The sequence below is a fragment of the Flavobacteriaceae bacterium GSB9 genome (assembly GCA_022749295.1).
Taxonomy (GTDB): Bacteria; Bacteroidota; Bacteroidia; order Flavobacteriales; family Flavobacteriaceae; genus Flavisericum.
In genome coordinates this window covers 1,820,260-1,840,660 of sequence record CP062007.1, presented here as the reverse complement: position 1 = coordinate 1,840,660, position 20,401 = coordinate 1,820,260, and the positions used below count along the sequence as shown (strand labels likewise).

Here is a 20,401-nt window from a genome sequence, read left to right as displayed (position 1 = left end):
TTATGATGCGAATTTCAGAAACCGTTAAGCATTTAATAATCATTAATGTGATTATGTTTGTTGGAACACTGGCTATTGGAAATGATGTTTTTTTAAATTGGTTTGCCATGTATTTTCCAGAGAATGATGCTTTTCGCTTTTGGCAAATTGTGACCCATATGTTTATGCATGGTGGGTTTATGCATATTTTCTTTAATATGTTTGCCTTATGGATGTTTGGTACTCCTGTAGAGCAAGTTTTGGGTAGTAAACGCTTTTTGTTTATATATTTTTCAGCTGGTTTGGGTGCCGTGGCTTTACAAGTAGCTTACTATTATTTCGATTATTATCCTCTATTGCAAAATATATCAGAATCAGGGCTAACTTCTGATATGATTAAGAAAATAGTAAATATGGATATTATTGAATATGCGCAAAATGGTAATGGCTATTTTAGTAAAGAGATTTTCTATGAAAAATTGAAGACGTATTTAACAGATGTTAATTTTAATAAGGGTTTTATAGATCAGGCTACATTCTCAAATTTGTACGAAATGAATACAGTGGCAAATAATAGTACCATGGTTGGTGCTTCAGGTTGTATTATGGGGATTTTGGCCGCTTTTGGTATGATGAACCCAGAAGCCAAACTCATGCTCATATTTTTGCCAATACCCATAAAAGCCAAGTATTTTATTCCTGGTATTATTATTTTAGATTTAATCTCTGGGCTTACCGGTCAGTCGTTCTTTAGTCCAAGTAATACGGCCTATATGGCGCACGTAGGCGGAGCATTAACCGGTTTTTTTATTATGTGGTATTGGAAGAAGAATCAGTTTAACCAAAACCGTTGGTACTAATGAGTTCGTTGTCTCAAGACATAAAGTATAAACTTTCCAGACTTAATGTTTTGGAAAAGATTATAGTAATAAATGTGGTCATTTTTATATTAGGTTTACTACTAAAGCCCTATATGACTTGGTTTAAACTGCCCAGTGATTTTGGTGATTTCATATTAAAACCATGGAGCATTATTACTTATGCTTTTCTGCATTTCGATATTTGGCACCTTTTGTTCAATATGTTGTGGTTGTATTTTTTAGCTCGGATGTTTCTCAATCTGTTCAATCCTAAAATGGCACTCAATGTCTATTTTTTGGGCGCCATATTTGGAGGTCTGTTGTTTATGTTGGGCTATACGCTTTTGCCTAGCTTTTTTGAGGGCTATTCTAATTTGGTGGGTGCATCGGCAGCGGTTCGTGCATTGCTCATATTTCTTTGTTCTTATATGCCTAATCTAGAAATTAGATTTTTCACTTTTAATTTAAAATTGTGGTACGTTGGTGCAGTAATAGTTGTATTGGATGTTTTAGGTCTTTTTGGTGCTAATTCGGGTGGAAACTTGGCGCATTTGGGAGGCGCTCTTTTAGGTTATTTTTATGCAAAACAACTTTTAAAAGGCCAAGATATTGGTAAAGGTTTTGAGCGTGTTATGGATACGATTGCAAGTTGGTTTAAAGCCTCTAAAAAAGGGCCTTTAAAAACGGTTCATAAAAATAAAAATAAGGTAGGAGGGTATACTAAAGCCGATTTTAATGAGTTCAATAACCAAAAGAAGATTGATGTTATTTTAGATAAAATCAGTAAAAGTGGCTACGATAGCTTAACTGCAGAGGAGAAAGAGTTTTTGTTTAGGGCAGGGAAAAAATGATGCTGTTTAACAGCAGATTGAAAATTGACAATAAATATTTTGTTGATTCGTTTCCTTTGGGAGTTTCTGATAACCGTCGTGCGCTTCAGTAAAATATGGGTAAGCTAAATTTCACAAATAAAATTATTTATATAGCCAATGCAGTGGTTGCTGTGTTGCTTTTGCTTTCATTCATTTTGCCATTTTTGCCGCCCAAAACGTTTTCTGTATTAGCGGTGCTTAATTTGGGCGTTTCATTACTGATTATTCTTAATGTAGTGTTCTTTTTATATTGGCTTATTAAGCTCAAAAGGCAGTTTATGCTTTCTTTTACGGTTCTTATAATTGGCTATTTTGCGTTTGGTTCGCTTTATAAATTCTCTACTTCAAAAAACATTAAAAGCGCCAAGAACTTTACGGTTATGAACTATAATGTTAGGTTGTTCAATCTTTTTGAATGGATACCAGAAAAGGGCGTTGAAACCAAGATCAAGGATTTTATAAAAGAAGAAGCTCCAGATGTTTTGTGTTTACAGGAATACCACCCGCACAAAAATATCGATTTGTCGTTTTTTAAGTATAAGTACGAAAAGCTATGGGGTAAAAAGGCTAAATCCGGACAAGCTATTTTTTCAAATTTTCCCATAATCCATTCTGGGTCTATCGAATTTCCAAATACAACCAATAACGCCATTTATGCCGATGTGGTTAAAGGTACCGATACGATTCGCGTATACAATATCCATCTAGAGTCGCTTCGCATAAATACCAATCCTGAAAGTTTACAGAATGAAGGTTCTGAAAGACTTCTTAAACGCGTGGGCAATTCATTTAAAATGCAGCAGTCTCAAGTGGAATTGTTTTTGGCACACAAAAAGCAATGCCACTATAAAATGATTGTTTGTGGCGATTTTAACAATACGGCCTTTTCTTATGTGTACCGAAAGGTAAAAGGCGATTTAAATGACGCCTTTAAGGAAGCTGGAAATGGTTTTGGTCGCACTTACGATTTTAAATTCTTCCCGGTGCGGATTGATTTTATATTTTCTGATGATGCCTTTGCGGTGAATGGATTTAGAACTTACAATCAGCATTACTCTGATCATTATCCGATAATGGCGACTTTGAGCCTAGACTAATCCGAGCAAAAGTGAACCATTACATAAAGGCACAATCCACATAATCTGAAATTATGTGTATGACTAAGCCTAATCCAATTAAGCGCGTTTTCTTTGGAAATAATAGAGCCACATAAACGACCATAGCGTAATACGTATGTAGCGGGTGGAAATTTATACTACAACGATTGGGGACGAAAATTGGGTTGGCCAACAGGTGGTCCAAATCAATTAACATGCCTGCAAACATTATTAAAAAAGCCATACCCCATTGTGGCCTATACCAAATTAAGGCTACAGCTAAAGGAAGTAGAATATGGCAGCCGTAATGGGCTAACGTTTGAAACATTAAGGTAAATTTAATTGTTGCGACTCTAAATAGTTAAGTGCGTTTGGCCCCTCGTTAAAAAGTAAATCCAAAATACTCAAATTGGAAATAAAGCCATGTTTGTTACAAAATACCTGCGTGTAGCGTTCAAAATTTTGTAAAACTTCTTTTTTTGCATTTGCCAAAATACGTGCATCGGTTTTGTTTTTAACCGTTTTTTCAAAAATGTTGGTTTTTGAACTATTTAAATCCAACTGCAAACAATCGCAAATGGTCTCGATACATTTTAGGTTAAAATCTAAAATATATTCAGCTTTTTGCGTAAACAAGGGCTGAAGTTCATCTTCGTAAAATTCAAAAAATGGAGACGTTCTGTATGCAGAAAGCAACGATTTCCAATGCTGGCTTTGCCAATTTTCTTCATTGAAAATCTTAACATCTCGGTACTTTTGCCTGTTTTTTTGCGAATGTACCACCGGAATATTTAAAGCCAACTTTCCGTTAGCACCGTAAATGTAAGTGCGGTTTCGGTAGGTTTGTTTTACGAAATTATCTTCCATTTCAAAAACAACCTCCTTAGCCTGGGCCATAGCCACAAAATGGGCTATGTTAGGGAAGTATGTGGGATGCAGTATTACCTTCATTTTTATTGTCATTCCTGCGAATGCAGGAATCTCATATATAGGAAACAAAATTTTACAAAAGTGGATTCCGCAACAAGTGTAGAATCACAAAACTAATTATTTGCCTTCTTGCGTTTTCTTATTTTGTTAAATACAATCCATCCAAATAGTAAAACTAAAAATGGAATTAAATACGAAGTGGCTTTGCCCTTGCCGCTAACGGTGGTAAAGAAACGTTCCCATCTTCCATTGGGGAAGCCATCCCAACTCATCCAGATAAATACGGGTTTCCCAACAACATGGTCAAACGGTACAAAGCCCCAAGCTCTGGCATCTATCGAGTTGTGGCGGTTATCGCCCATCATCCAATAGTAATTTTGCTTAAAGGTATATTGGTCGGTTACCTTGCCGTTTATTAAAACTTGATTGCCTTTTACTTGCAATGTGTTGCCTTCGTATTCTGTGATAACTCGTTTGTAAAGCGGTAAATTCTCAATATTGATATTGATGGTTTTACCTGCTTCTGGAATGTATAGCGGGCCAAATTGGTCTACATTCCAATTGTAATCGGGGTGGTGTGGAAAAATATTTGGGTCGCGAACACCTTTTTCTTTTATGTTTGGTGTTATACTAACAACATTGGGATTATTTTTAAATTTAGCCAATGCTTCATCTGAAATAGCAGAAAAGTAGTAAGTGTTTTGGTTATTAATAATGCCAAAGCCATCGGTAATGTCGTAAAGTTTTTTCACTACACTTGGGTTAAACCTATTGGTTTTTGGCTGTACGTAGTAACTAAACTGCAAGTGTGCTCTATCGGGCAATTCGTTTTTCTTGCCATTAATATATACAAAACCATCTCGTACCTCTAAAGTGTCACCAGCAATACCTACACAACGTTTTACGAGGTTGGTTTTTTTGTCGATAGGCTTGTAATAGTTCCTGTCGGGGTGAAAATCGTTCATGTCCAGCAGTGTATCGGCCGGCTGGTTGAACACCACAATGTCGTTACGTTCAATATCTTCAAAACCGGGCAATCGTAAATAGGGCAATTGAAGTTTGTTTTTCCAAGATTTACTGCCTTTAGAGTCATCAAACAAATATGATTTTTTTCCAATAATAGGAATTGTATCATGCACCATGGGGGCGGCAACGGTGGTCATTGGAACTCTTGCTCCGTAATGAAATTTACTAACAAACAGAAAGTCGCCCACTAATAACGATTTTTCCAAAGAAGACGATGGAATGGTAAACGGTTGAATAAAATAGGTATGCACAATAGTTGCCGCCACAATAGCGAAAAGTATCGAACTGGTCCATTCGCCAGTACTCGATTTAGGCTGCAAACTGCGATCTTCAATATAGTTTACATCGGCAGCATAATTCAAATAGTAATTATAGAAGCCTAAAGTGATAACGGCCAGTAATGTGTCTAAAGAGGTGTTTTTTCCAAAGCTTCTGGCGGTTTCTACCCAAATTACGGGAAACATAATCAAATTAACGATGGGCAAAAACAATAGTAGCGTCCACCACCAAGGGCGATTAATAATTTTCATTAAAACTACGGCATTGTAAACCGGTATAAAAGCTTCCCAGGCTTGTCGACTGGCTTTAACATAAAGCTTCCATGTACCTAAACCATGAATAACTTGTATTACTAAAATGAAAATAAACCACTGTGTCCACGTCATAACTTTTTTATTGATAATTGTTCAATGACAATTGATTAATTTTTTGAATTCAAATTTGCAGTTTTTCTTGATGAAATGAAAATTCTTGTTAATTGATTTGCTTCATTTAACAAAGATTTACAGTTATCTTTTGATAAATTTTTTTCATCAACTAGAAAATCAATCCAAAAATGACTTTCATCTACTTCTTCAATAACTATGCTTATTTTTGATATGAAGCTTTTTTTTGATTGCGCAAGACGTGTAGCTCTATAATTAGCTGCAACAGAAGTGCTACATCTTATTAATTGACCCTTTATATGGTTTCCAAGAAAAGTGTTTGGCAACGATATGGCTAATTTAACACAATCATGGGCAAACGTTTTCGTTCTTGATTTGAGGTCATTAATCATTATTGAATAATCATTATTAATTAAAGTCCAAGCACGTCGTTCATGGTGAACACGCCTGATCTTCCTGTAATCCATTCGGCAGCAATAACGGCGCCTAAAGCAAAACCTTGCCTGTTATGGGCTTCGTGTTCTATAGTAATGGTATCCACCTCACTTTGGTAAGTTACGGTGTGCGTTCCGGGAACATCTTCAATACGTTTTGCTACTATAGAAATCGTGTTGGTATCGCTTTCGTCCAATTTCCAGTTTTTATAGCTTCCGTGGTTGGCAATAATATCTTCGGCCAATGATATGGCTGTTCCACTAGGTGCATCCAATTTTTGGGTGTGGTGGATTTCTTCCATCGAAATATTATACTGCTTTAAGGCACTCATCATCTTGGCCAAAGTTTTGTTGAGCTCAAAAAATATGTTTACTCCCAAACTGTAATTTGAAGCGTAAATAAAGGCTCCATTTTTTTCTTTACAAAGCGCTACAGCGTCGTCATATTTGTCAAGCCAGCCTGTTGTGCCCGAAATTACGGGAACGCCATTGTTTAAGCAGTTTGAAATATTGTTAAAAGCGACGTTTGGGATGCTGAAATCGATAGCTACATCGGCTTTGGTTATGTCGTAATCATGATCATCTTTGTCAATGGTTAATACCACATCGTGCCCACGTTTTAAAGCAATTTGCTCTATGGTTTTTCCCATCTTTCCGTATCCAAGTAATGCTATTTTCATCTTTCTTTTTTTTGAGTTTGTTGTATTTTCTGCCTAATTTAAAACTTAAAATTCAGGGTAAGCCCCAAATTGCTTGTGGCATCCATTTCGTTAAATTTATAATGTGGTGCCAAAGATAGGTTTTCATCTACATTATATTGCATTAAATGTGCATCAACATTGGCATCGATAATATTTAAAGCATAAAGTCCAAAGGTGACCAATAATGAAATTTCCTTGTTTCTTCGATAAAATTTTTGAGCATCTTCTAGCCTATTGGTGCTAATTCTGGGCGTAGCTAATTTTTTGCCTTGGCTATCAAAATAAAACTCATCGGTTTCAAAACCGGCTAACCGACTTTTGTACGCATCGCGGTATCGGTTATACTCTTTATTGTTGTTTATGTAGAAGTATACGCCCGTTCCAATAGCGCCGTAAACAATAGGGATTTTCCAATATTTTTTGTTATAGGCTTGTCCCAAACCAGGTAAAATAGCCGATAGAAACGCTGCTTTTGCAGGTGCTAATGGATTAATACGCTCGCGAACTTTGGCAACGGAATCGATGGCAACAATAGGGTCGGGTAGTGGTTCTTGGTTGGTGGGGTTATCTTGAGCCATTATTGAGATGCTCCACAGAAGCGTGAAAGCAGCAGCCCTTAATAATTTATTTGGAATCACCTTGAACGAGTTTTTTAATGCGGTTAAAGTCTTCTTCAGAATGAAACGGAATGGTTATTTTTCCTTTTCCATTTTTAGAAACTTTAACGTCAATTTTATGTCCAAAGTATTCAGAAAATGCTGTAATACCTTTTTTTACAAATTTTGGTATATCTTCTTTTTCTGGTTTTTTAGAAGGTACCTCAATGGTTTTAGAGGCATTATAATTTCTTATTAAGTTTTCGGTTTCTCTAACCGAAAGTTTATTTGAAAGTATTTTTTCGTAAATATCCAATTGAATACTTTGGTCTTCTACCGCTATCAATGCACGACCGTGCCCCATAGAGATAAAACCATCGCGCATGCCTGTCTGTATAATAGGATCTAGCTTTAACAAACGTAGATAGTTGGTAATGGTAGAGCGTTTTTTACCTACACGTTCACTCATTTGTTCTTGCGTCAAGTTGATTTCATCAATTAATCGCTGGTAAGACAAGGCGATTTCAATTGGGTCTAAATCCTGGCGCTGAATGTTTTCAACCAAGGCCATTTCCAACGATTCTTGGTCATTTGCAATCCTTACATACGCCGGTATGGTTTCAAGGCCCAATAATTTTGAAGCCCTAAAACGGCGCTCACCAGAAACCAACTGGTATTTGTTGTGCTCCACTTTTCTAACCGTAATGGGCTGGATAATACCTAATTCTTTAACTGAAGACGCTAATTCGCGAAGCGATTCTTCACTAAAATTGGTTCGTGGCTGAAAGGGATTGACTTCAATAAAATCTAAATCTAGCTCAACTATATTTCCAATAACCTTGTCGGCATTAGTGTCTTGTGCCGATTGTATATCGTTGTTCGGGTCTTTTAATAGCGCCGACAAACCTCTACCCAAAGCCTGTTTTTTAGTTGCCTTAGCCATATTTTAGGAGTTTTTATTGATAATTTCTTTTGCCAAACTTAAATAATTGTTGGCACCCTTGCTACTGGCATCATAATCTATAATGCTTTCTCCGTAGCTTGGTGCTTCGCTTAAACGCACGTTTCTTTGAATTATGGTTTGGAATACCATATCGTTAAAATGCTTTTGCACTTCCTCAACCACTTGGTTTGATAAGCGTAAGCGCGAATCGTACATGGTTAAGAGCAGTCCTTCAATATCCAATTCAGCATTGTGTATTTTTTGAACACTTTTAATAGTATTCAACAGTTTGCCTAAACCTTCCAAAGCAAAATATTCACATTGAATAGGGATAATTACCGCATTTGAAGCCGTAAGTGCATTTAACGTTAACAAACCTAATGATGGTGCACAATCTATCAAAATATAATCATAATCGTCCTTGATGGGGTCGAGTGCTTTTTTTAACATGTACTCGCGTTCATCTTTATCAACAAGCTCAATTTCAATAGCAACTAAGTCTATATGCGCAGGAATGATATCCAAATTTGGTGTTTCTGTTTTAACGATGGCGTCTTTGGCCATGTTGGAATGTTCTAAAAGCTGATATGTGCCAATTTCAACAGACTCTACGTCAATACCAATTCCAGAAGTTGCATTGGCTTGGGGGTCGGCATCAATTAACAATACTTTTTTCTCAAGAACACCTAGTGAGGCCGCTAAATTAACAGAAGTGGTAGTTTTACCTACGCCCCCTTTTTGATTAGCAATAGCAATGATTTTACCCATTAATTAATCAGGTTTGATGAAGAGCAAAAATACGATTATTTATTAGGAATAAAAATCGAACAGGTTAATTAATCGATAAGTTGAAAAACGCCAATAAACTAAAGGTTTAATCCATTAAAATTTCAAGAACCTTAATAGCAGTGTCACTGATTTTTGTTCCTGGGCCAAAAATAGCAGTAACGCCAGCATCAAATAAAAATTGATAATCTTGTTTTGGAATTACACCGCCAACAATTACCAATATGTCATCTCTGTCATAGGTTTTTAATGCTTCAATAACTTGTGGTACAAGTGTTTTGTGGCCTGCAGCCTGGGATGAAACCCCTAAAATATGAACATCGTTTTCAACGGCTTGTTTGGCTACTTCTTTTGGGGTTTGAAATAGAGGGCCAATATCAACATCAAAACCTACATCGGCATAGCCGGTAGCCACAACTTTTGCGCCACGATCGTGCCCGTCTTGCCCCATTTTTGCAATCATTATGCGTGGTCGTCGCCCATCTTGTTCTGCAAAAATATCGGCTAATTCTTGAGCTTTTTTAAAACTTTGATCGTCTTTTATTTCTTTACTGTACACACCATAAAATGATTTTGTTTGCGCTCGGTATCTACCATATATAGTTTCTAGAGCTTGGCTTATTTCGCCAAGTGTTGCACGCGCTCTAGCGGCATCAACAGCTAAAGCTAATAAATTTTCTTTACCATCTTGGGCTGCAATGGTTAATTTTTCCAGAGCTTCCTTTACTTTTTCTGGATGTCGTGCGGCTTTTATTCTTTTTAGGTTTTCGATCTGTTGATTTCTAACCTTTTTGTTGTCTACTTCAAGAATAGATAGTGGTGATTCTTCGCTAATTAGGTATTTGTTTACACCAATAATATAGTCTTTCCCAGAGTCTATACGAGCTTGTTTTTTGGCAGCGGCTTCTTCAATCCTAAGCTTTGGTATGCCAGCTTCAATGGCTTTGGTCATACCGCCAAGTTGTTCAATTTCTTCAATAAGTTGCCATGCTTTTTGCGCAATGTCATGGGTTAATTTTTCAACATAATAGCTTCCGGCCCAAGGGTCGACCGTTTTGGTGATTTTCGTTTCTTCCCGTAATAATATTTGGGTATTGCGGGCAATTCTTGCCGAAAAATCGGTGGGCAGTGCTATGGCTTCATCTAATGCATTGGTATGCAAGCTTTGGGTGCCACCAAAAACCGCCGCAGCTGCTTCAATTGTGGTTCGGGCGACATTGTTAAAAGGGTCCTGCTCGGTTAAACTCCAACCAGAGGTTTGACAATGGGTACGCAAAGATAAAGATTTTTCGTTTTTAGGGTTAAACTGTTTAACCAGTTTGGCCCATAGCATTCTGGCTGCCCTCATTTTGGCGATTTCCATAAAATGATTCATGCCAATACCCCAAAAAAATGACAGACGCGGTGCAAAACTATCAATATCTAAACCAGCCTTAAGGCCTGTTCTGATATATTCCAGCCCATCGGCGAGGGTGTAGGCCAATTCTATATCGCAGGTGGCACCAGCTTCTTGCATGTGGTAACCAGAAATGCTAATACTGTTGAACTTGGGCATATGTTTACTCGTGTACTCAAAAATATCCGATATGATTTTCATGGACGGCTTGGGCGGATAAATGTAAGTGTTACGTACCATGAACTCTTTTAAAATATCGTTTTGAATAGTACCGGCCAATTGTTCTGGTTTGACGCTCTGCTCTTCGGCAGCCACAATATAAAAAGCCATGATAGGCAAAACGGCACCGTTCATGGTCATGGAAACACTCATTTTTTCCAAAGGGATGTCGTTGAAAAGGACTTTCATGTCTTCAACAGTGTCTATGGCGACACCGGCCTTTCCTACGTCACCTAACACGCGTTCGTGGTCGCTGTCGTAACCGCGGTGCGTCGGTAAATCGAAGGCTACCGAAAGGCCTTTTTGTCCCGCTTCTAAATTCCTTTTATAAAAAGCATTGCTCTCTTTTGCTGTTGAAAACCCAGCATACTGTCTTATGGTCCAGGGCCTGCGAACGTACATTGTGCTGTATGGCCCACGAAGGTTGGGAGCTATACCAGCAACAAAATTTAAATGGTGTAAATGTTCAATATCCTCCTTGGAATACGCCGATTTTATAGCAATACCTTCAGCAGATATAATTGTTTTATTGGCGACTGCTTTGCTATCTGTATATTCAGATTTAAGAGTGATATGTTGAACGTTTTTTCTCAAGTTTTAGTTGTGATTATGACCGGCATGCGAATCTATCGGAGCTGGTTTAGGACGTTTGTTAAAGTCTACTTTCTGTTCTTCAACGGGTCTGTCAAAATTGACATTCGAAAAATCGACATCAAACATTTTAGCATAGAATAAATCTAATGCGATATAAAGTGCTAAATATTTATCGTTCATTGCAGAACTGTATTTTGTGGTTAATGGTACGCCAAATAGTTTGGGGCTCATGGTGTTTGTTGACAACAGTGCATTTAACGTGGTTTTTAATGCGTCATTTTCTAGGTTGCTCGAGATACATTCCATGGTTTTGCCATTGTAGTTTAAATGGCTTTTTGGATTGTTGGCATCCCAAAGATCGTTTTCTTGTTTTAGGGCTTCAAATACCTCATAGGTGTGTTTTGAAACAATGTCTTCAAATTTTAATTGTGAATAAACCGATGTTCTTATGGTTTGAATATAGGCTCTTACCAAAGTTGCGTTTGGGTTTTTTTGTTTTTGATAATTCAAAATATCATTTTCAAAAGCATAAACAGCTTCGTTGTAGAGTTTTGAGTTTAATCCGTTGCAAGCAATGACCGTAGGCTTGTCAGCATACTTAAAATCAGTGAAAGCGCTGGATTGCTTTTTACATCCTGTTAAAACTATTGCAAGTAGCATTACAAAAAGGGTGAATTTTGGGTTCATTTTAATTTTCATTTTTTAATCGTTTTTGTTCTAATGGTTCTGCTAATCGTTTTTCTATTATGGGTTCAATTAATGTTTTTCTTGGGTTTACTTTTACAAAAGGAAAAAGTTCGAGTTCTTTTTTCATTCGATCATCTGGGTTTATAAAGCTGTTGGTGCCTACTAAAACCTTTTCTTTTTTGTTGAACTGTTCTTGTTCTTTTAGAGCACTTTCTTTTATTTTTCGTTGGATAGTACCATTTTTTAGTTGTTTTAAAAAACCACCTTGATTTTCTATATCTTTAAAAAGGCTTAAAGCTTTTTCCGCCAGTTGCTCGGTTAGCTTTTCTATATAGTACGAACCATCTGAAGGGTTGTCTACGGCGTTAAAATAACTTTCGTGCTTTAATATCAACAATTGATTTCTTGCAATACGCTCGGCAAAGGCATTTGTTTTGTGGTAAATGACATCATAGGGCAAATTACAAATGATGTTAGATCCACCAAGTATGGCACTCATGCATTCGGTAGTAGTTCGCAGCATGTTGGTGTTGTAATCGTAAAGCGTTTTGTTGCGTTTTGTTGGTGTGGTGTAAATGTAGCAATTTAGGGGAGCTTGATATTCTGCAGCTAAGGTTCGCCAAAGCTTTCGTAAGGCTCTCAATTTTGCAATCTCAAAAAAATAATTAGTTCCCACCGAAACATTAAAAATCATTTTTAAATCCTGTAACACACTTTTGTTTTGGTTTTCAAAATGATTTAAATATTCGTTGGTGTGGGCCAGGCCATAAGCGATTTGCTGTACCATGGTTGCTCCTGCATTTTGGTAAAGCGATAGGTTAACGTTTATGGTTTTTGTGGATTTAATTATGGGATTGAATTGGATGAAGTCGTCGTTTAAATTTTTAAAAAAATTCCCTGTTTTTGCCAGATTTCCAATAATGTCGGTGTTTACCGTGATTTGTGCTTTTTCGGAATAGTCTAAAATCTTTTCTACGAATGTTTCTGAAAGAAATAGCGGTTGAATATTAAGCGAAACATGTTTTATATCGATGTTTTTAAGCAAGCTTTCAAGAGCAAAATTTTCAGAAGGAATTATAAAATTGATATTTTCTGCTCCACGCTCAATGGCATCGATAGCGTTTAAATTCGATTTTTCAACATCGGCCACATAAATAGATTGTGAAATTTTCCATTTAGAGGCTTCAGTGTTTGAAGGTTCTGGACACGTTTTAAAATCGTCGGCATGGTAAAAAGGTTTAACATCAATACCCTGGTTCGACTTCCATACAAGCGCATCGTTATAGTTAGCGCCTTGTAAGTCGAACTGTATTTTTTGCTTCCACTGTTTGGCAGAAACTTCGTTAAATTCGCTAAATAGCGATTTACTCATCGTCTTTGGTTTTTAAACTGTCTTCGTATTCAATAATATAAATTTCTTCGTTATCACGTTTCATGTAATATTCTTCGCGGGCAAATTTTTCCAGGCCTTCTTCTGTACTTAGCTTTTTTAAAGCAGCTTTGTCTTTTTCTATTTCCTTTTTGTAATATTCTTTTTCGTTTTCCAAATCTTCAATTTCTGTGTTCAGTTCGTGGTGTATTAACCAAGAATTGGCATCAAAAAATAGCATCCAAACACAGAATACTGCCAAAATCAGGAGGAATATATTTCTAAATGGTTTTAAATACTTATTTTTTTTGAGGTTCATGGTTAAAGTAGCTTTTGGGTTATTATGGTTCTAACAATATCGATGGCGACTGTGTTGTATTTGTTGTTAGGAATAATAATATCGGCATACTCCTTCATGGGTTCAATAAATTGATCGTGCATAGGTTTTAGAGTAGTTTGGTAACGGGTCAGCACTTCGTTTAAATCTCTGCCACGTTCTGATATATCGCGTTTTAAACGTCTAATTAATCGTTCGTCTGTGTCGGCATGCACAAATATTTTTATATCGAACATATCCCGCAATTCAGGGTTGGTAAGAATTAAAATACCCTCAACAATCATAACCTTTCTGGGGTGGGTTAAAATCGTATCGCCAGTTCTGTTGTGTTTAACAAACGAATATACCGGTTGATATATGGGTTTATTGAGTTTTAGCTCTTTTAAATGATTGGCCAGAAGGTCAAAATCGATAGACCTGGGGTGGTCAAAATTAATTTTTACACGTTCGTCGTAGCTTAAATGTGAGGTGTCTTTATAATAGGAATCCTGTGATAGGATGCCAACTTCACCCTCTGGAAGTTCATTTAATATTTGATTGACAACGGTTGTCTTTCCGCAACCCGTACCACCTGCAATGCCTATTATTAACATGGTTTTTTATTGACTTTTTACAAAGTTAGTTAAATGAAAAAAGCATTACGATTTAAAATAGTTTTTATTTTTTAACCTTTGCAACTTCTTCCTTGGTAATAATCTCCTCGTTTTTATTGCCCCAGCTGTTGGTAATGTAATTCATGACATCGGCAACTTCATCATCGCTTAATCCCATGGGCGGCATAAACCCATTGTATTTTTGTCCATTAACAACAATTTCCCCTTTTTGCCCATATTTAATACCTTTTATGCTGGCTGTTCTATTGTTTTTTAGATAGTCAGATTTTGCCAGTGGTGGATAGGTTTTTCTAACGCCTTCTCCTGTGGGAAGATGGCAACTCACACAAAAATCTTGGTAAATTTCGCTTCCTCGCTCAATGCTTTCTTCTAAAGGAGTGGTTTGCTTATATGTGGTTTTGTGAGTTTTGTTTTTTGATATGCATGATAAAATTGCAAGACAGATAACCATTATTAATTTCATGTTTTTTTTTGATTTATTTTTTCGGAACAATTTTAAAAATACCTTGACCTTCAACGGCGATATAAATGTAGCCGTCAGGAGCTTCAACAACATTTCTTAAGCGGCCAATACCTTCAAATAGTTTTTCACGCTTTGTTACTTTTTTGTTTTCTATAACCAAGCGTTCTAAATATTCAAATTTTAAGGACCCAACTAGTGCATTACCTTTCCATTCTGGATAGTTTTCAGAAGAGACAATCGACATACCGCTGGGCGCAATTGAAGGTGCCCAATAAAACAAGGGTTGTTCCATGCCTTCTTTTTCGGTGATATCTGTAAAGGTAGTTCCGCTATAATTAATGCCGTATGAGATAACGGGCCACCCATAGTTTTTGCCTTTTTCAACAATATTGATTTCGTCACCTCCGCGAGGGCCGTGTTCGTTCACCCAAATGGCTCCAGTAACCGGGTGTTTAACCATACCTTGCGGATTGCGGTGGCCATAGCTGAAAATAGCCGTTTTAGCACCTTCTGAATCTACAAAAGGGTTGTTGGACGGAACAGAGCCATCATCGTTTAAACGGTATATTTTACCGCAATCTCGGGTAATGTCCTGAGGGTTTACATCTCGATTGCCACGATCGCCTATAGAAAAATATAAATAGCCATCATTGTCAAACGCTATACGTGAGCCCCAGTGTTGCCCTTTTTTAGAATTGGGCTCTGCCTTATACAGTAGTTGCTTTTCAATGAGTATGTTGTCTTTTAATTTGGCTCGCATTAATGCGGTATTGCCTCCTTCGCCACTGCCTTCGGAAGAACTATAGGTGATATATATCCATCCATTTTCTGAATAATTGGGATGGACTTTAATATCCAGTAGCCCACCTTGCCCGCGTAGATAAACTTCAGGGACCCCTTCAATATTTGTTTTTGTGCCTTTTTTAAAGTGGATTATTTCGCCTGTTTTCTCTGTAATGAGCATACTGCCGTCGGGTAAAAAAGTCATGCCCCAAGGAATATATAAATCAGGAACGACTAATTCTGTTGTATAATTTAAATCTTGTGGATTCTGCGCTTTTACACCGGATTCTTGTTGCTGCGCACATGCAGATATTGTTATAAATATCAGGGCTAAAAAAGAATGTATGTTTTTCATAGTAAATGTTTTATTTACAAATAGTACCTTAAAATAAGTAATTTACATTAATTCCCGCATAATAATTAGTAGGATTTCCCGGATAGTAGTATCGTGGTGCTGCACCACCAAAACTAGTTGCGTTAACCAATATTTGCGAGGCATAGTGCGTATCAAATATATTGTTTAAGCCAAAGAAACCGTTAAGTTTTAAGTTTTTATTAAGATTTGTTTTGAAGCCAAACTTGAGGTTTGTAAGGTTATAGCTTTCAGAATATAGGCTGTTGCTATCGGTTATGGGCATTTTTCCAACGTGTTGAAAGTTTATATAGCCGTAAAACCCGTAAGAAGAATTTATATCGATTCCACTATTGAAAACCTGTGATGGTACACCCGTTAAGTCGTTACCCGAATAATTTTGATCCTCTTCTATAAACTCTTTAAACGTGTAATGGTTAAGGCTATGGTTTAGAAATATATTGAAAACCGTTTTTTTGTTTTTGTTAATTAGGTAGTTTAGTGAGGATTCTAGTCCGTCATGTTGAGTTTTTCCAGCGTTAACACCAATAAATTGATCCTCAGCTGTTCGTCGCGACACTAGTAGGTTTTTTATGTTTAACCGATAAAAGGAAATGCTATATGCCAATCGATTTTTTAGTGTTGCACCACGTGAGCCAACTTCAAAATTCCACCCTGTTTCGGGTTTTATTTTTTTATTGATTTGGCCATTTGGCAGTAATGTTTCGTTTAAGGTGATTGGAGAAAAACCATGGCTGATGTTAGCATAAATAGTTGCTGTTTTAGAAATAAGGTGGGAAATACCAAATTTGGGTGAAAATAAGGTTTTGAAATGGTGCTCTCCTGACTGGTCGGGGTTTGTGCTTGAAGTGGGAAACTGGTCGTAAAGCGTGTAGTTTGTGTTGTTAATATTAAGGCCTACAGATAATGTTGTTTTTTCCAGAATATCATAATCGGTTTCTGCAAAAATGTTGTAATAGCGTCTTTTCTCTTTGAAATTTGAAATCTGGTTTCCTGCAACACTACCAGTACCTTGTGGGTAGTCCTTGTATAAATTTTCGTATGTTTTGTAGCGGTAAACATCTTTAAACAATTCACCGCCAAATGTATAATTTAGTGTATTGCTGAAGATTTTAGTGTGTCCAGATAGACGACTTCTTAAGCCATAGGCGAGTGTTTTTTCTTCTAAAATGTTAAATGGTCTAGGCTCGTAAGATTTTTTGAATGAAGTAAAAATGCTAGAAACTACGTCCGTTTTATGGTTTATGCTATAATTCCACGAAGCGCCAAAAATCCCTCTGTTCGAATCTTCATGGCCTTTTGAGTCTTTCCAGTTTGTATCCGCCGATTTTGGACTGTTGAGATAGGTGGTTTTGTTAATCGAGCTTGGTATGAATGCTTTTAAGTCTACATAACTGGCCAATAAGGATAGGTTGCTTTTTAAATTTATAAAATGATTAGAGTTTAAGGTAAGGGTTTGTCTCCTGTACTGGTTGTTCTCTCGGTAGCCGTTGCTTTTCGTGTTGCTGTGAACCAAGGCCATGCTATTTTTTTTAAAGCCAAAATGAGCTTTCGTTGTATTTTTTAATAAGTCAAATGAACCTATTGTTAATCCTGAATTTATTTTGGTATGGTTCAAAGAGGCTTCTGTAGGAAACAGAGTTATAGTGCCCCCAAGACCGGCACCATAAGTGGTGGCAATAGCGCTTTTTATAATCTCCATTTTAGAAATTGAAGCCAGTTCAAAGTCTTCAATGTTGGTCTCACCACTACCGTTGGTAAGAGGGATGTCTTTAAAGTACGCTCTTATTTTAGCTGTTCCATAAAGGTTCCTAGAGCCTATTCCGCGTACGGTTATCCTATTGGTGTTAAGGGCTCCAGTTTGCATAAAAACCCCCGGGACTCTATTTAGTGTTCCATTAAAATTAGTAGTATTTGAACGCTCGATGGCAGCATTAGTTATAATGTTAACGGTTGCAGGAGTGTTTCTGTAGATGTTGTGAGGTGTTTTTGAGGTGATTACAATTTCATTGAGTCTAGATGGGGTTATTTGTAAAGCTATAAGAGTAACTTTATTGCCTGTGATTTTAATCGCTTTATCAAGATAGCCATGCTTTTTAAATATAAATCTACTTCCAGTATTATTTATTTCAAAGTATCCGTATTGGTTTGAAATTACGCTGTCTTTTGTTTTCAGGTTAATAATTAAAGTGTTGGGGATGGCGATTTTCGTGTCGGCATCAATTACTTTTCCTGTTATAATTGTTTGTCCAAAAGACACCCATAAAGGGCATATAAAAAACACTATATATAAGTAGATTTGTTTAAAACACATGCTTTTTTAAATGGCTAGCGTAAATATGAATAAATTCTTGAAATAGTACAATATAAATATTTTAAAAATATAATTTGTGAAACGAATAAAAGGACTATATTTGCATCCCGTTACAGATAACCATAAATCGGGGTGTAGCGTAGCCCGGTTATCGCGCCGCGTTTGGGACGCGGAGGTCGCAGGTTCGAATCCTGCCACCCCGACAAGAAAAAGCCTTTTAAGTTAAACTTAAAAGGCTTTTTTGTATTTTAATAAATTTTAAACTATTGCTCGCTTTTTGCTAATAAGTCATACTTAAACAAAGTATATTCTTAAACTTTGCATAAATTTGTTTGTTCCAAACAATTCAGATAAACTAAATTATCCAAAAACAATGAATTTATTCGATTTAAAAGACAAAGTAGCATTGGTTACAGGTGGTGGCGGTGTGCTTGGTGGGAGTATGGCAGAATACCTGCTGTTAAATGGGGCTAGAGTTATAATTTTACATTATAAAGAGAAAACGGTTGATGAAACGGTTCAAAGAATGGCGTCAATCAGTAATAAGGTTGATGGTTTTGTTTGTAATGTGGTTGAAGAGAAAAGTGTACAGGAGGCATCAAACGCCATTATAGAAAAATACGGACGAATAGATATTTTAATTAATGCAGCAGGTGGCAACATGCCGGGGGCAACTGTTGGGCCAGACCAATCGTTTTTTGATATGAAAATGACCGATTTTAAAAAAGTGGTCGATTTAAATCTTTTTGGAAGTATCATCCCGTCAATGGTTTTCGGAAAAGAAATGGCTAAGCAAAAACAAGGTATTATCATCAATATCTCATCAATGGCTTCAGACAGAGCCATAACTAGGGTTGCAGGATATTCAGCTTCAAAAGCAGCTATAGATAACTATACGAAATGGCTTTCGGTGGAGTTAGCTTTAAAATATGGTGACGGCTTGCGAGTTAATGCCATAGCGCCTGGTTTTTTTATCGGAAACCAAAACAGGGCTTTATTGCTTAATGAAGATGGCAGTTATACCGATAGAGGAAATACCATTATTAGCAATACACCAATGAAACGATTTGGTGAGGCAGAAGAGCTACACGGGGCTTTACACTTTTTATGTAGCGAGGCTTCAAAATTTGTAACCGGAATTGTTATTCCTGTTGATGGTGGGTTCAGTGCGTTCAGTGGTGTTTAATTAAATAATAGAAAAGAAGATGCAAGAAACATTCAGGTGGTTTGGTGTTACCGACCCAGTAAAATTGTCACATATTAAACAAGCGGGTGCTAAAGGGGTTGTTACGGCGTTGCACCATGTAGCCAATGGCGAGGTATGGGAAATTGAGGAAATACAAAAAGTTAAGGATGCCATTGAAGCTGTAGGTTTACAATGGACGTTTATTGAGAGTATTCCCATCCATGAGAATATCAAATTGCGTAAAGGTGATTATTTAAAGCGTATAGAAAATTATAAACAAAGTTTGCGAAATGTGGCGGCTTGCGGTATTAAAAACGTATGTTACAATTTTATGCCTGTATTGGATTGGACGCGCACACAACTCTTTTGGAAGCTGCAAGATGGTAGTACGGCATTGCGTTTCGATAAGGTTGAAATGGCTGTTTTTGAAAAATTTATTATGCAACGCGAAGATGTTGATCAAGCCTATACTCCAGAAATTTTAAAACAGGCTGAAATTCGTTTTTCTGAAATGACTTCCGAAGAAAAGCAACAGTTGGAAGATAATGTTTTAAAAGGCCTTCCAGGAACGGTTGATGATTTAACCATTCCAGTTTTTAAAGAGATGATTGCCCAATATGACAATTTATCGCACGCCGATTTAAAGGCTAACTTGTCCTTTTTTCTAAATGAAGTTATTCCCGTTTGTGAAGAACATGCTATTGTAATGGCCATTCATCCTGACGATCCGCCAATGGATATTATGGGCTTACCCCGGATAATAAAATCTGAAAAGGATTTAGATGATTTGGTGAATTTTATAGATAGCCCGTCCAACGGTATAACTTTTTGTACGGGTTCACTTGGTGCCAATGGAGATAACGACCTACCTAAAATGATAAGAAAGTTTGCTGACCGTATTCACTTTTTGCACCTTAGAAATGTTAAACGCGAAGACGACGGTAGCTTTTTTGAAGATAACCATTTGGAAGGCTCTACCGATATGTACGAAGTGGTAAAGGCCGTTTTGGAAATTGAAAAGCAACGCGGTGTACAGTTGCCTATGCGTCCAGATCATGGGCATCAAATGCTAAACGATTTAGAAGACAATGATGCTTATGCTGGCTATACAGCTATAGGGCGATTAAGAGGATTGGCTGAAATACGTGGATTAGCGCTTGGTATTTCCAAAAGTTAA

The 20,401-nt window shown here is 36.9% G+C and carries 21 protein-coding genes and 1 tRNA gene; 6 read left to right on the top strand and 16 right to left on the bottom strand.

Features of this window, described 5'->3' with window-relative positions:
- Positions 1-2 precede the first annotated feature (2 nt).
- From GSB9_01596 to GSB9_01594, 3 genes are all read left to right on the top strand, one after another.
- Entirely contained in the window at positions 3-839 is an 837-nt protein-coding gene (locus tag GSB9_01596) for a rhomboid family intramembrane serine protease (GenBank protein ID UKM65034.1), read from the top strand.
- Complete coding sequence (locus GSB9_01595) at positions 839-1,690, top strand: rhomboid family intramembrane serine protease (protein ID UKM65033.1); 852 nt, start codon at positions 839-841, stop codon at positions 1,688-1,690. Before GSB9_01596 ends, GSB9_01595 begins: the two co-directional genes overlap by 1 nt.
- Before the next feature lie 95 nt (positions 1,691-1,785).
- The gene (locus GSB9_01594) at positions 1,786-2,808 is read left to right on the top strand and encodes an endonuclease/exonuclease/phosphatase family protein (protein UKM65032.1); all 1,023 of its coding nucleotides are present in this window, start codon (positions 1,786-1,788) and stop codon (positions 2,806-2,808) included.
- 19 nt (positions 2,809-2,827) lie between these two features.
- Here the strand turns inward: GSB9_01594 and GSB9_01593 are convergent, their stop codons facing one another.
- The 16 genes from GSB9_01593 to GSB9_01578 all read right to left on the bottom strand — a co-directional run bounded on the left by GSB9_01593 (position 2,828) and on the right by GSB9_01578 (position 18,038).
- Positions 2,828-3,136: a DUF6122 family protein gene (locus GSB9_01593; GenBank protein UKM65031.1), complete on the bottom strand. Its 309-nt coding sequence runs from the start codon at positions 3,134-3,136 to the stop codon at positions 2,828-2,830.
- Positions 3,136-3,759 carry a WbqC family protein gene (locus GSB9_01592; GenBank protein ID UKM65030.2) on the bottom strand — a complete coding sequence of 208 codons (624 nt, stop codon included), beginning with the start codon at positions 3,757-3,759 and terminating at the stop codon, positions 3,136-3,138. The genes GSB9_01593 and GSB9_01592 overlap by 1 nt, the downstream gene beginning before the upstream one ends.
- A 92-nt stretch (positions 3,760-3,851) precedes the next feature.
- Positions 3,852-5,429, bottom strand: a complete 1,578-nt coding sequence (lepB, locus tag GSB9_01591) for a signal peptidase I (protein ID UKM65029.1) — start codon at positions 5,427-5,429, stop codon at positions 3,852-3,854.
- 35 nt (positions 5,430-5,464) lie between these two features.
- Entirely contained in the window at positions 5,465-5,821 is a 357-nt protein-coding gene (locus tag GSB9_01590) for a four helix bundle protein (protein UKM65028.1), read from the bottom strand.
- A 20-nt stretch (positions 5,822-5,841) separates the two neighbouring features.
- A complete protein-coding gene (gene dapB, locus GSB9_01589; protein ID UKM65027.1) occupies positions 5,842-6,543 on the bottom strand; it encodes a 4-hydroxy-tetrahydrodipicolinate reductase in 702 nt (233 codons plus the stop codon).
- A 38-nt stretch (positions 6,544-6,581) separates the two neighbouring features.
- Positions 6,582-7,142, bottom strand: coding sequence for a DUF5683 domain-containing protein (locus GSB9_01588; protein UKM65026.2), 561 nt, complete (start codon positions 7,140-7,142; stop codon positions 6,582-6,584).
- A gap of 46 nt (positions 7,143-7,188) precedes the next feature.
- Positions 7,189-8,103, bottom strand: coding sequence for a ParB/RepB/Spo0J family partition protein (locus GSB9_01587; GenBank protein UKM65025.1), 915 nt, complete (start codon positions 8,101-8,103; stop codon positions 7,189-7,191).
- Positions 8,104-8,106: 3 nt separating this feature from the next.
- Positions 8,107-8,871, bottom strand: coding sequence for an AAA family ATPase (locus tag GSB9_01586; protein ID UKM65024.1), 765 nt, complete (start codon positions 8,869-8,871; stop codon positions 8,107-8,109).
- A 106-nt stretch (positions 8,872-8,977) separates the two neighbouring features.
- A complete protein-coding gene (gene scpA, locus GSB9_01585; GenBank protein ID UKM65023.1) occupies positions 8,978-11,098 on the bottom strand; it encodes a methylmalonyl-CoA mutase in 2,121 nt (706 codons plus the stop codon).
- Between the two features lie 3 nt (positions 11,099-11,101).
- Positions 11,102-11,797 carry a hypothetical protein gene (locus tag GSB9_01584; protein UKM65022.1) on the bottom strand — a complete coding sequence of 232 codons (696 nt, stop codon included), beginning with the start codon at positions 11,795-11,797 and terminating at the stop codon, positions 11,102-11,104.
- Positions 11,787-13,157, bottom strand: coding sequence for a methylmalonyl-CoA mutase subunit beta (locus GSB9_01583; GenBank protein UKM65021.1), 1,371 nt, complete (start codon positions 13,155-13,157; stop codon positions 11,787-11,789). The genes GSB9_01584 and GSB9_01583 overlap by 11 nt, the downstream gene beginning before the upstream one ends.
- Positions 13,150-13,473: a septum formation initiator family protein gene (locus GSB9_01582; protein ID UKM65020.1), complete on the bottom strand. Its 324-nt coding sequence runs from the start codon at positions 13,471-13,473 to the stop codon at positions 13,150-13,152. The genes GSB9_01583 and GSB9_01582 overlap by 8 nt, the downstream gene beginning before the upstream one ends.
- A 2-nt stretch (positions 13,474-13,475) precedes the next feature.
- Positions 13,476-14,084, bottom strand: coding sequence for a uridine kinase (gene udk / locus GSB9_01581; GenBank protein UKM65019.1), 609 nt, complete (start codon positions 14,082-14,084; stop codon positions 13,476-13,478).
- A 64-nt stretch (positions 14,085-14,148) separates the two neighbouring features.
- Positions 14,149-14,568 carry a cytochrome c gene (locus tag GSB9_01580; GenBank protein ID UKM65018.1) on the bottom strand — a complete coding sequence of 140 codons (420 nt, stop codon included), beginning with the start codon at positions 14,566-14,568 and terminating at the stop codon, positions 14,149-14,151.
- A 13-nt stretch (positions 14,569-14,581) separates the two neighbouring features.
- Positions 14,582-15,706, bottom strand: coding sequence for a PQQ-dependent sugar dehydrogenase (locus tag GSB9_01579; protein ID UKM65017.1), 1,125 nt, complete (start codon positions 15,704-15,706; stop codon positions 14,582-14,584).
- 28 nt (positions 15,707-15,734) lie between these two features.
- Positions 15,735-18,038, bottom strand: a complete 2,304-nt coding sequence (locus tag GSB9_01578; protein ID UKM65016.1) for a TonB-dependent receptor — start codon at positions 18,036-18,038, stop codon at positions 15,735-15,737.
- Positions 18,039-18,166: 128 nt separating this feature from the next.
- On the opposite strand from GSB9_01578, the gene GSB9_01577 reads away from it, so the two are divergent.
- The 3 genes from GSB9_01577 to uxuA all read left to right on the top strand — a co-directional run bounded on the left by GSB9_01577 (position 18,167) and on the right by uxuA (position 20,401).
- A tRNA-Pro gene (locus GSB9_01577) sits at positions 18,167-18,241 on the top strand.
- Positions 18,242-18,411: 170 nt separating this feature from the next.
- Positions 18,412-19,224, top strand: coding sequence for an SDR family oxidoreductase (locus tag GSB9_01576; GenBank protein ID UKM65015.2), 813 nt, complete (start codon positions 18,412-18,414; stop codon positions 19,222-19,224).
- Positions 19,225-19,243: 19 nt separating this feature from the next.
- Positions 19,244-20,401: a mannonate dehydratase gene (gene uxuA, locus GSB9_01575; protein ID UKM65014.1), complete on the top strand. Its 1,158-nt coding sequence runs from the start codon at positions 19,244-19,246 to the stop codon at positions 20,399-20,401.

Bases quoted from the DNA above. Each gene is read 5' to 3' on its own strand.
- dapB (UKM65027.1), bottom strand. From the start codon at position 6,543: ATGAAAATAGCATTACTTGGATACGGAAAGATGGGAAAAACCATAGAG.
- GSB9_01580 (UKM65018.1), bottom strand. From the start codon at position 14,568: ATGAAATTAATAATGGTTATCTGTCTTGCAATTTTATCATGCATATCA.
- GSB9_01592 (UKM65030.2), bottom strand. From the start codon at position 3,759: ATGAAGGTAATACTGCATCCCACATACTTCCCTAACATAGCCCATTTT.
- GSB9_01578 (UKM65016.1), bottom strand. From the start codon at position 18,038: ATGTGTTTTAAACAAATCTACTTATATATAGTGTTTTTTATATGCCCT.
- GSB9_01583 (UKM65021.1), bottom strand. From the start codon at position 13,157: ATGAGTAAATCGCTATTTAGCGAATTTAACGAAGTTTCTGCCAAACAG.
- GSB9_01595 (UKM65033.1), top strand. From the start codon at position 839: ATGAGTTCGTTGTCTCAAGACATAAAGTATAAACTTTCCAGACTTAAT.
- GSB9_01587 (UKM65025.1), bottom strand. From the start codon at position 8,103: ATGGCTAAGGCAACTAAAAAACAGGCTTTGGGTAGAGGTTTGTCGGCG.
- GSB9_01584 (UKM65022.1), bottom strand. From the start codon at position 11,797: ATGAAAATTAAAATGAACCCAAAATTCACCCTTTTTGTAATGCTACTT.
- GSB9_01594 (UKM65032.1), top strand. From the start codon at position 1,786: ATGGGTAAGCTAAATTTCACAAATAAAATTATTTATATAGCCAATGCA.
- GSB9_01588 (UKM65026.2), bottom strand. From the start codon at position 7,142: ATGGCTCAAGATAACCCCACCAACCAAGAACCACTACCCGACCCTATT.
- GSB9_01596 (UKM65034.1), top strand. From the start codon at position 3: ATGATGCGAATTTCAGAAACCGTTAAGCATTTAATAATCATTAATGTG.
- udk (UKM65019.1), bottom strand. From the start codon at position 14,084: ATGTTAATAATAGGCATTGCAGGTGGTACGGGTTGCGGAAAGACAACC.
- GSB9_01586 (UKM65024.1), bottom strand. From the start codon at position 8,871: ATGGGTAAAATCATTGCTATTGCTAATCAAAAAGGGGGCGTAGGTAAA.
- GSB9_01579 (UKM65017.1), bottom strand. From the start codon at position 15,706: ATGAAAAACATACATTCTTTTTTAGCCCTGATATTTATAACAATATCT.
- GSB9_01576 (UKM65015.2), top strand. From the start codon at position 18,412: ATGAATTTATTCGATTTAAAAGACAAAGTAGCATTGGTTACAGGTGGT.
- uxuA (UKM65014.1), top strand. From the start codon at position 19,244: ATGCAAGAAACATTCAGGTGGTTTGGTGTTACCGACCCAGTAAAATTG.
- GSB9_01593 (UKM65031.1), bottom strand. From the start codon at position 3,136: ATGTTTCAAACGTTAGCCCATTACGGCTGCCATATTCTACTTCCTTTA.
- GSB9_01582 (UKM65020.1), bottom strand. From the start codon at position 13,473: ATGAACCTCAAAAAAAATAAGTATTTAAAACCATTTAGAAATATATTC.
- lepB (UKM65029.1), bottom strand. From the start codon at position 5,429: ATGACGTGGACACAGTGGTTTATTTTCATTTTAGTAATACAAGTTATT.
- GSB9_01590 (UKM65028.1), bottom strand. From the start codon at position 5,821: ATGATTAATGACCTCAAATCAAGAACGAAAACGTTTGCCCATGATTGT.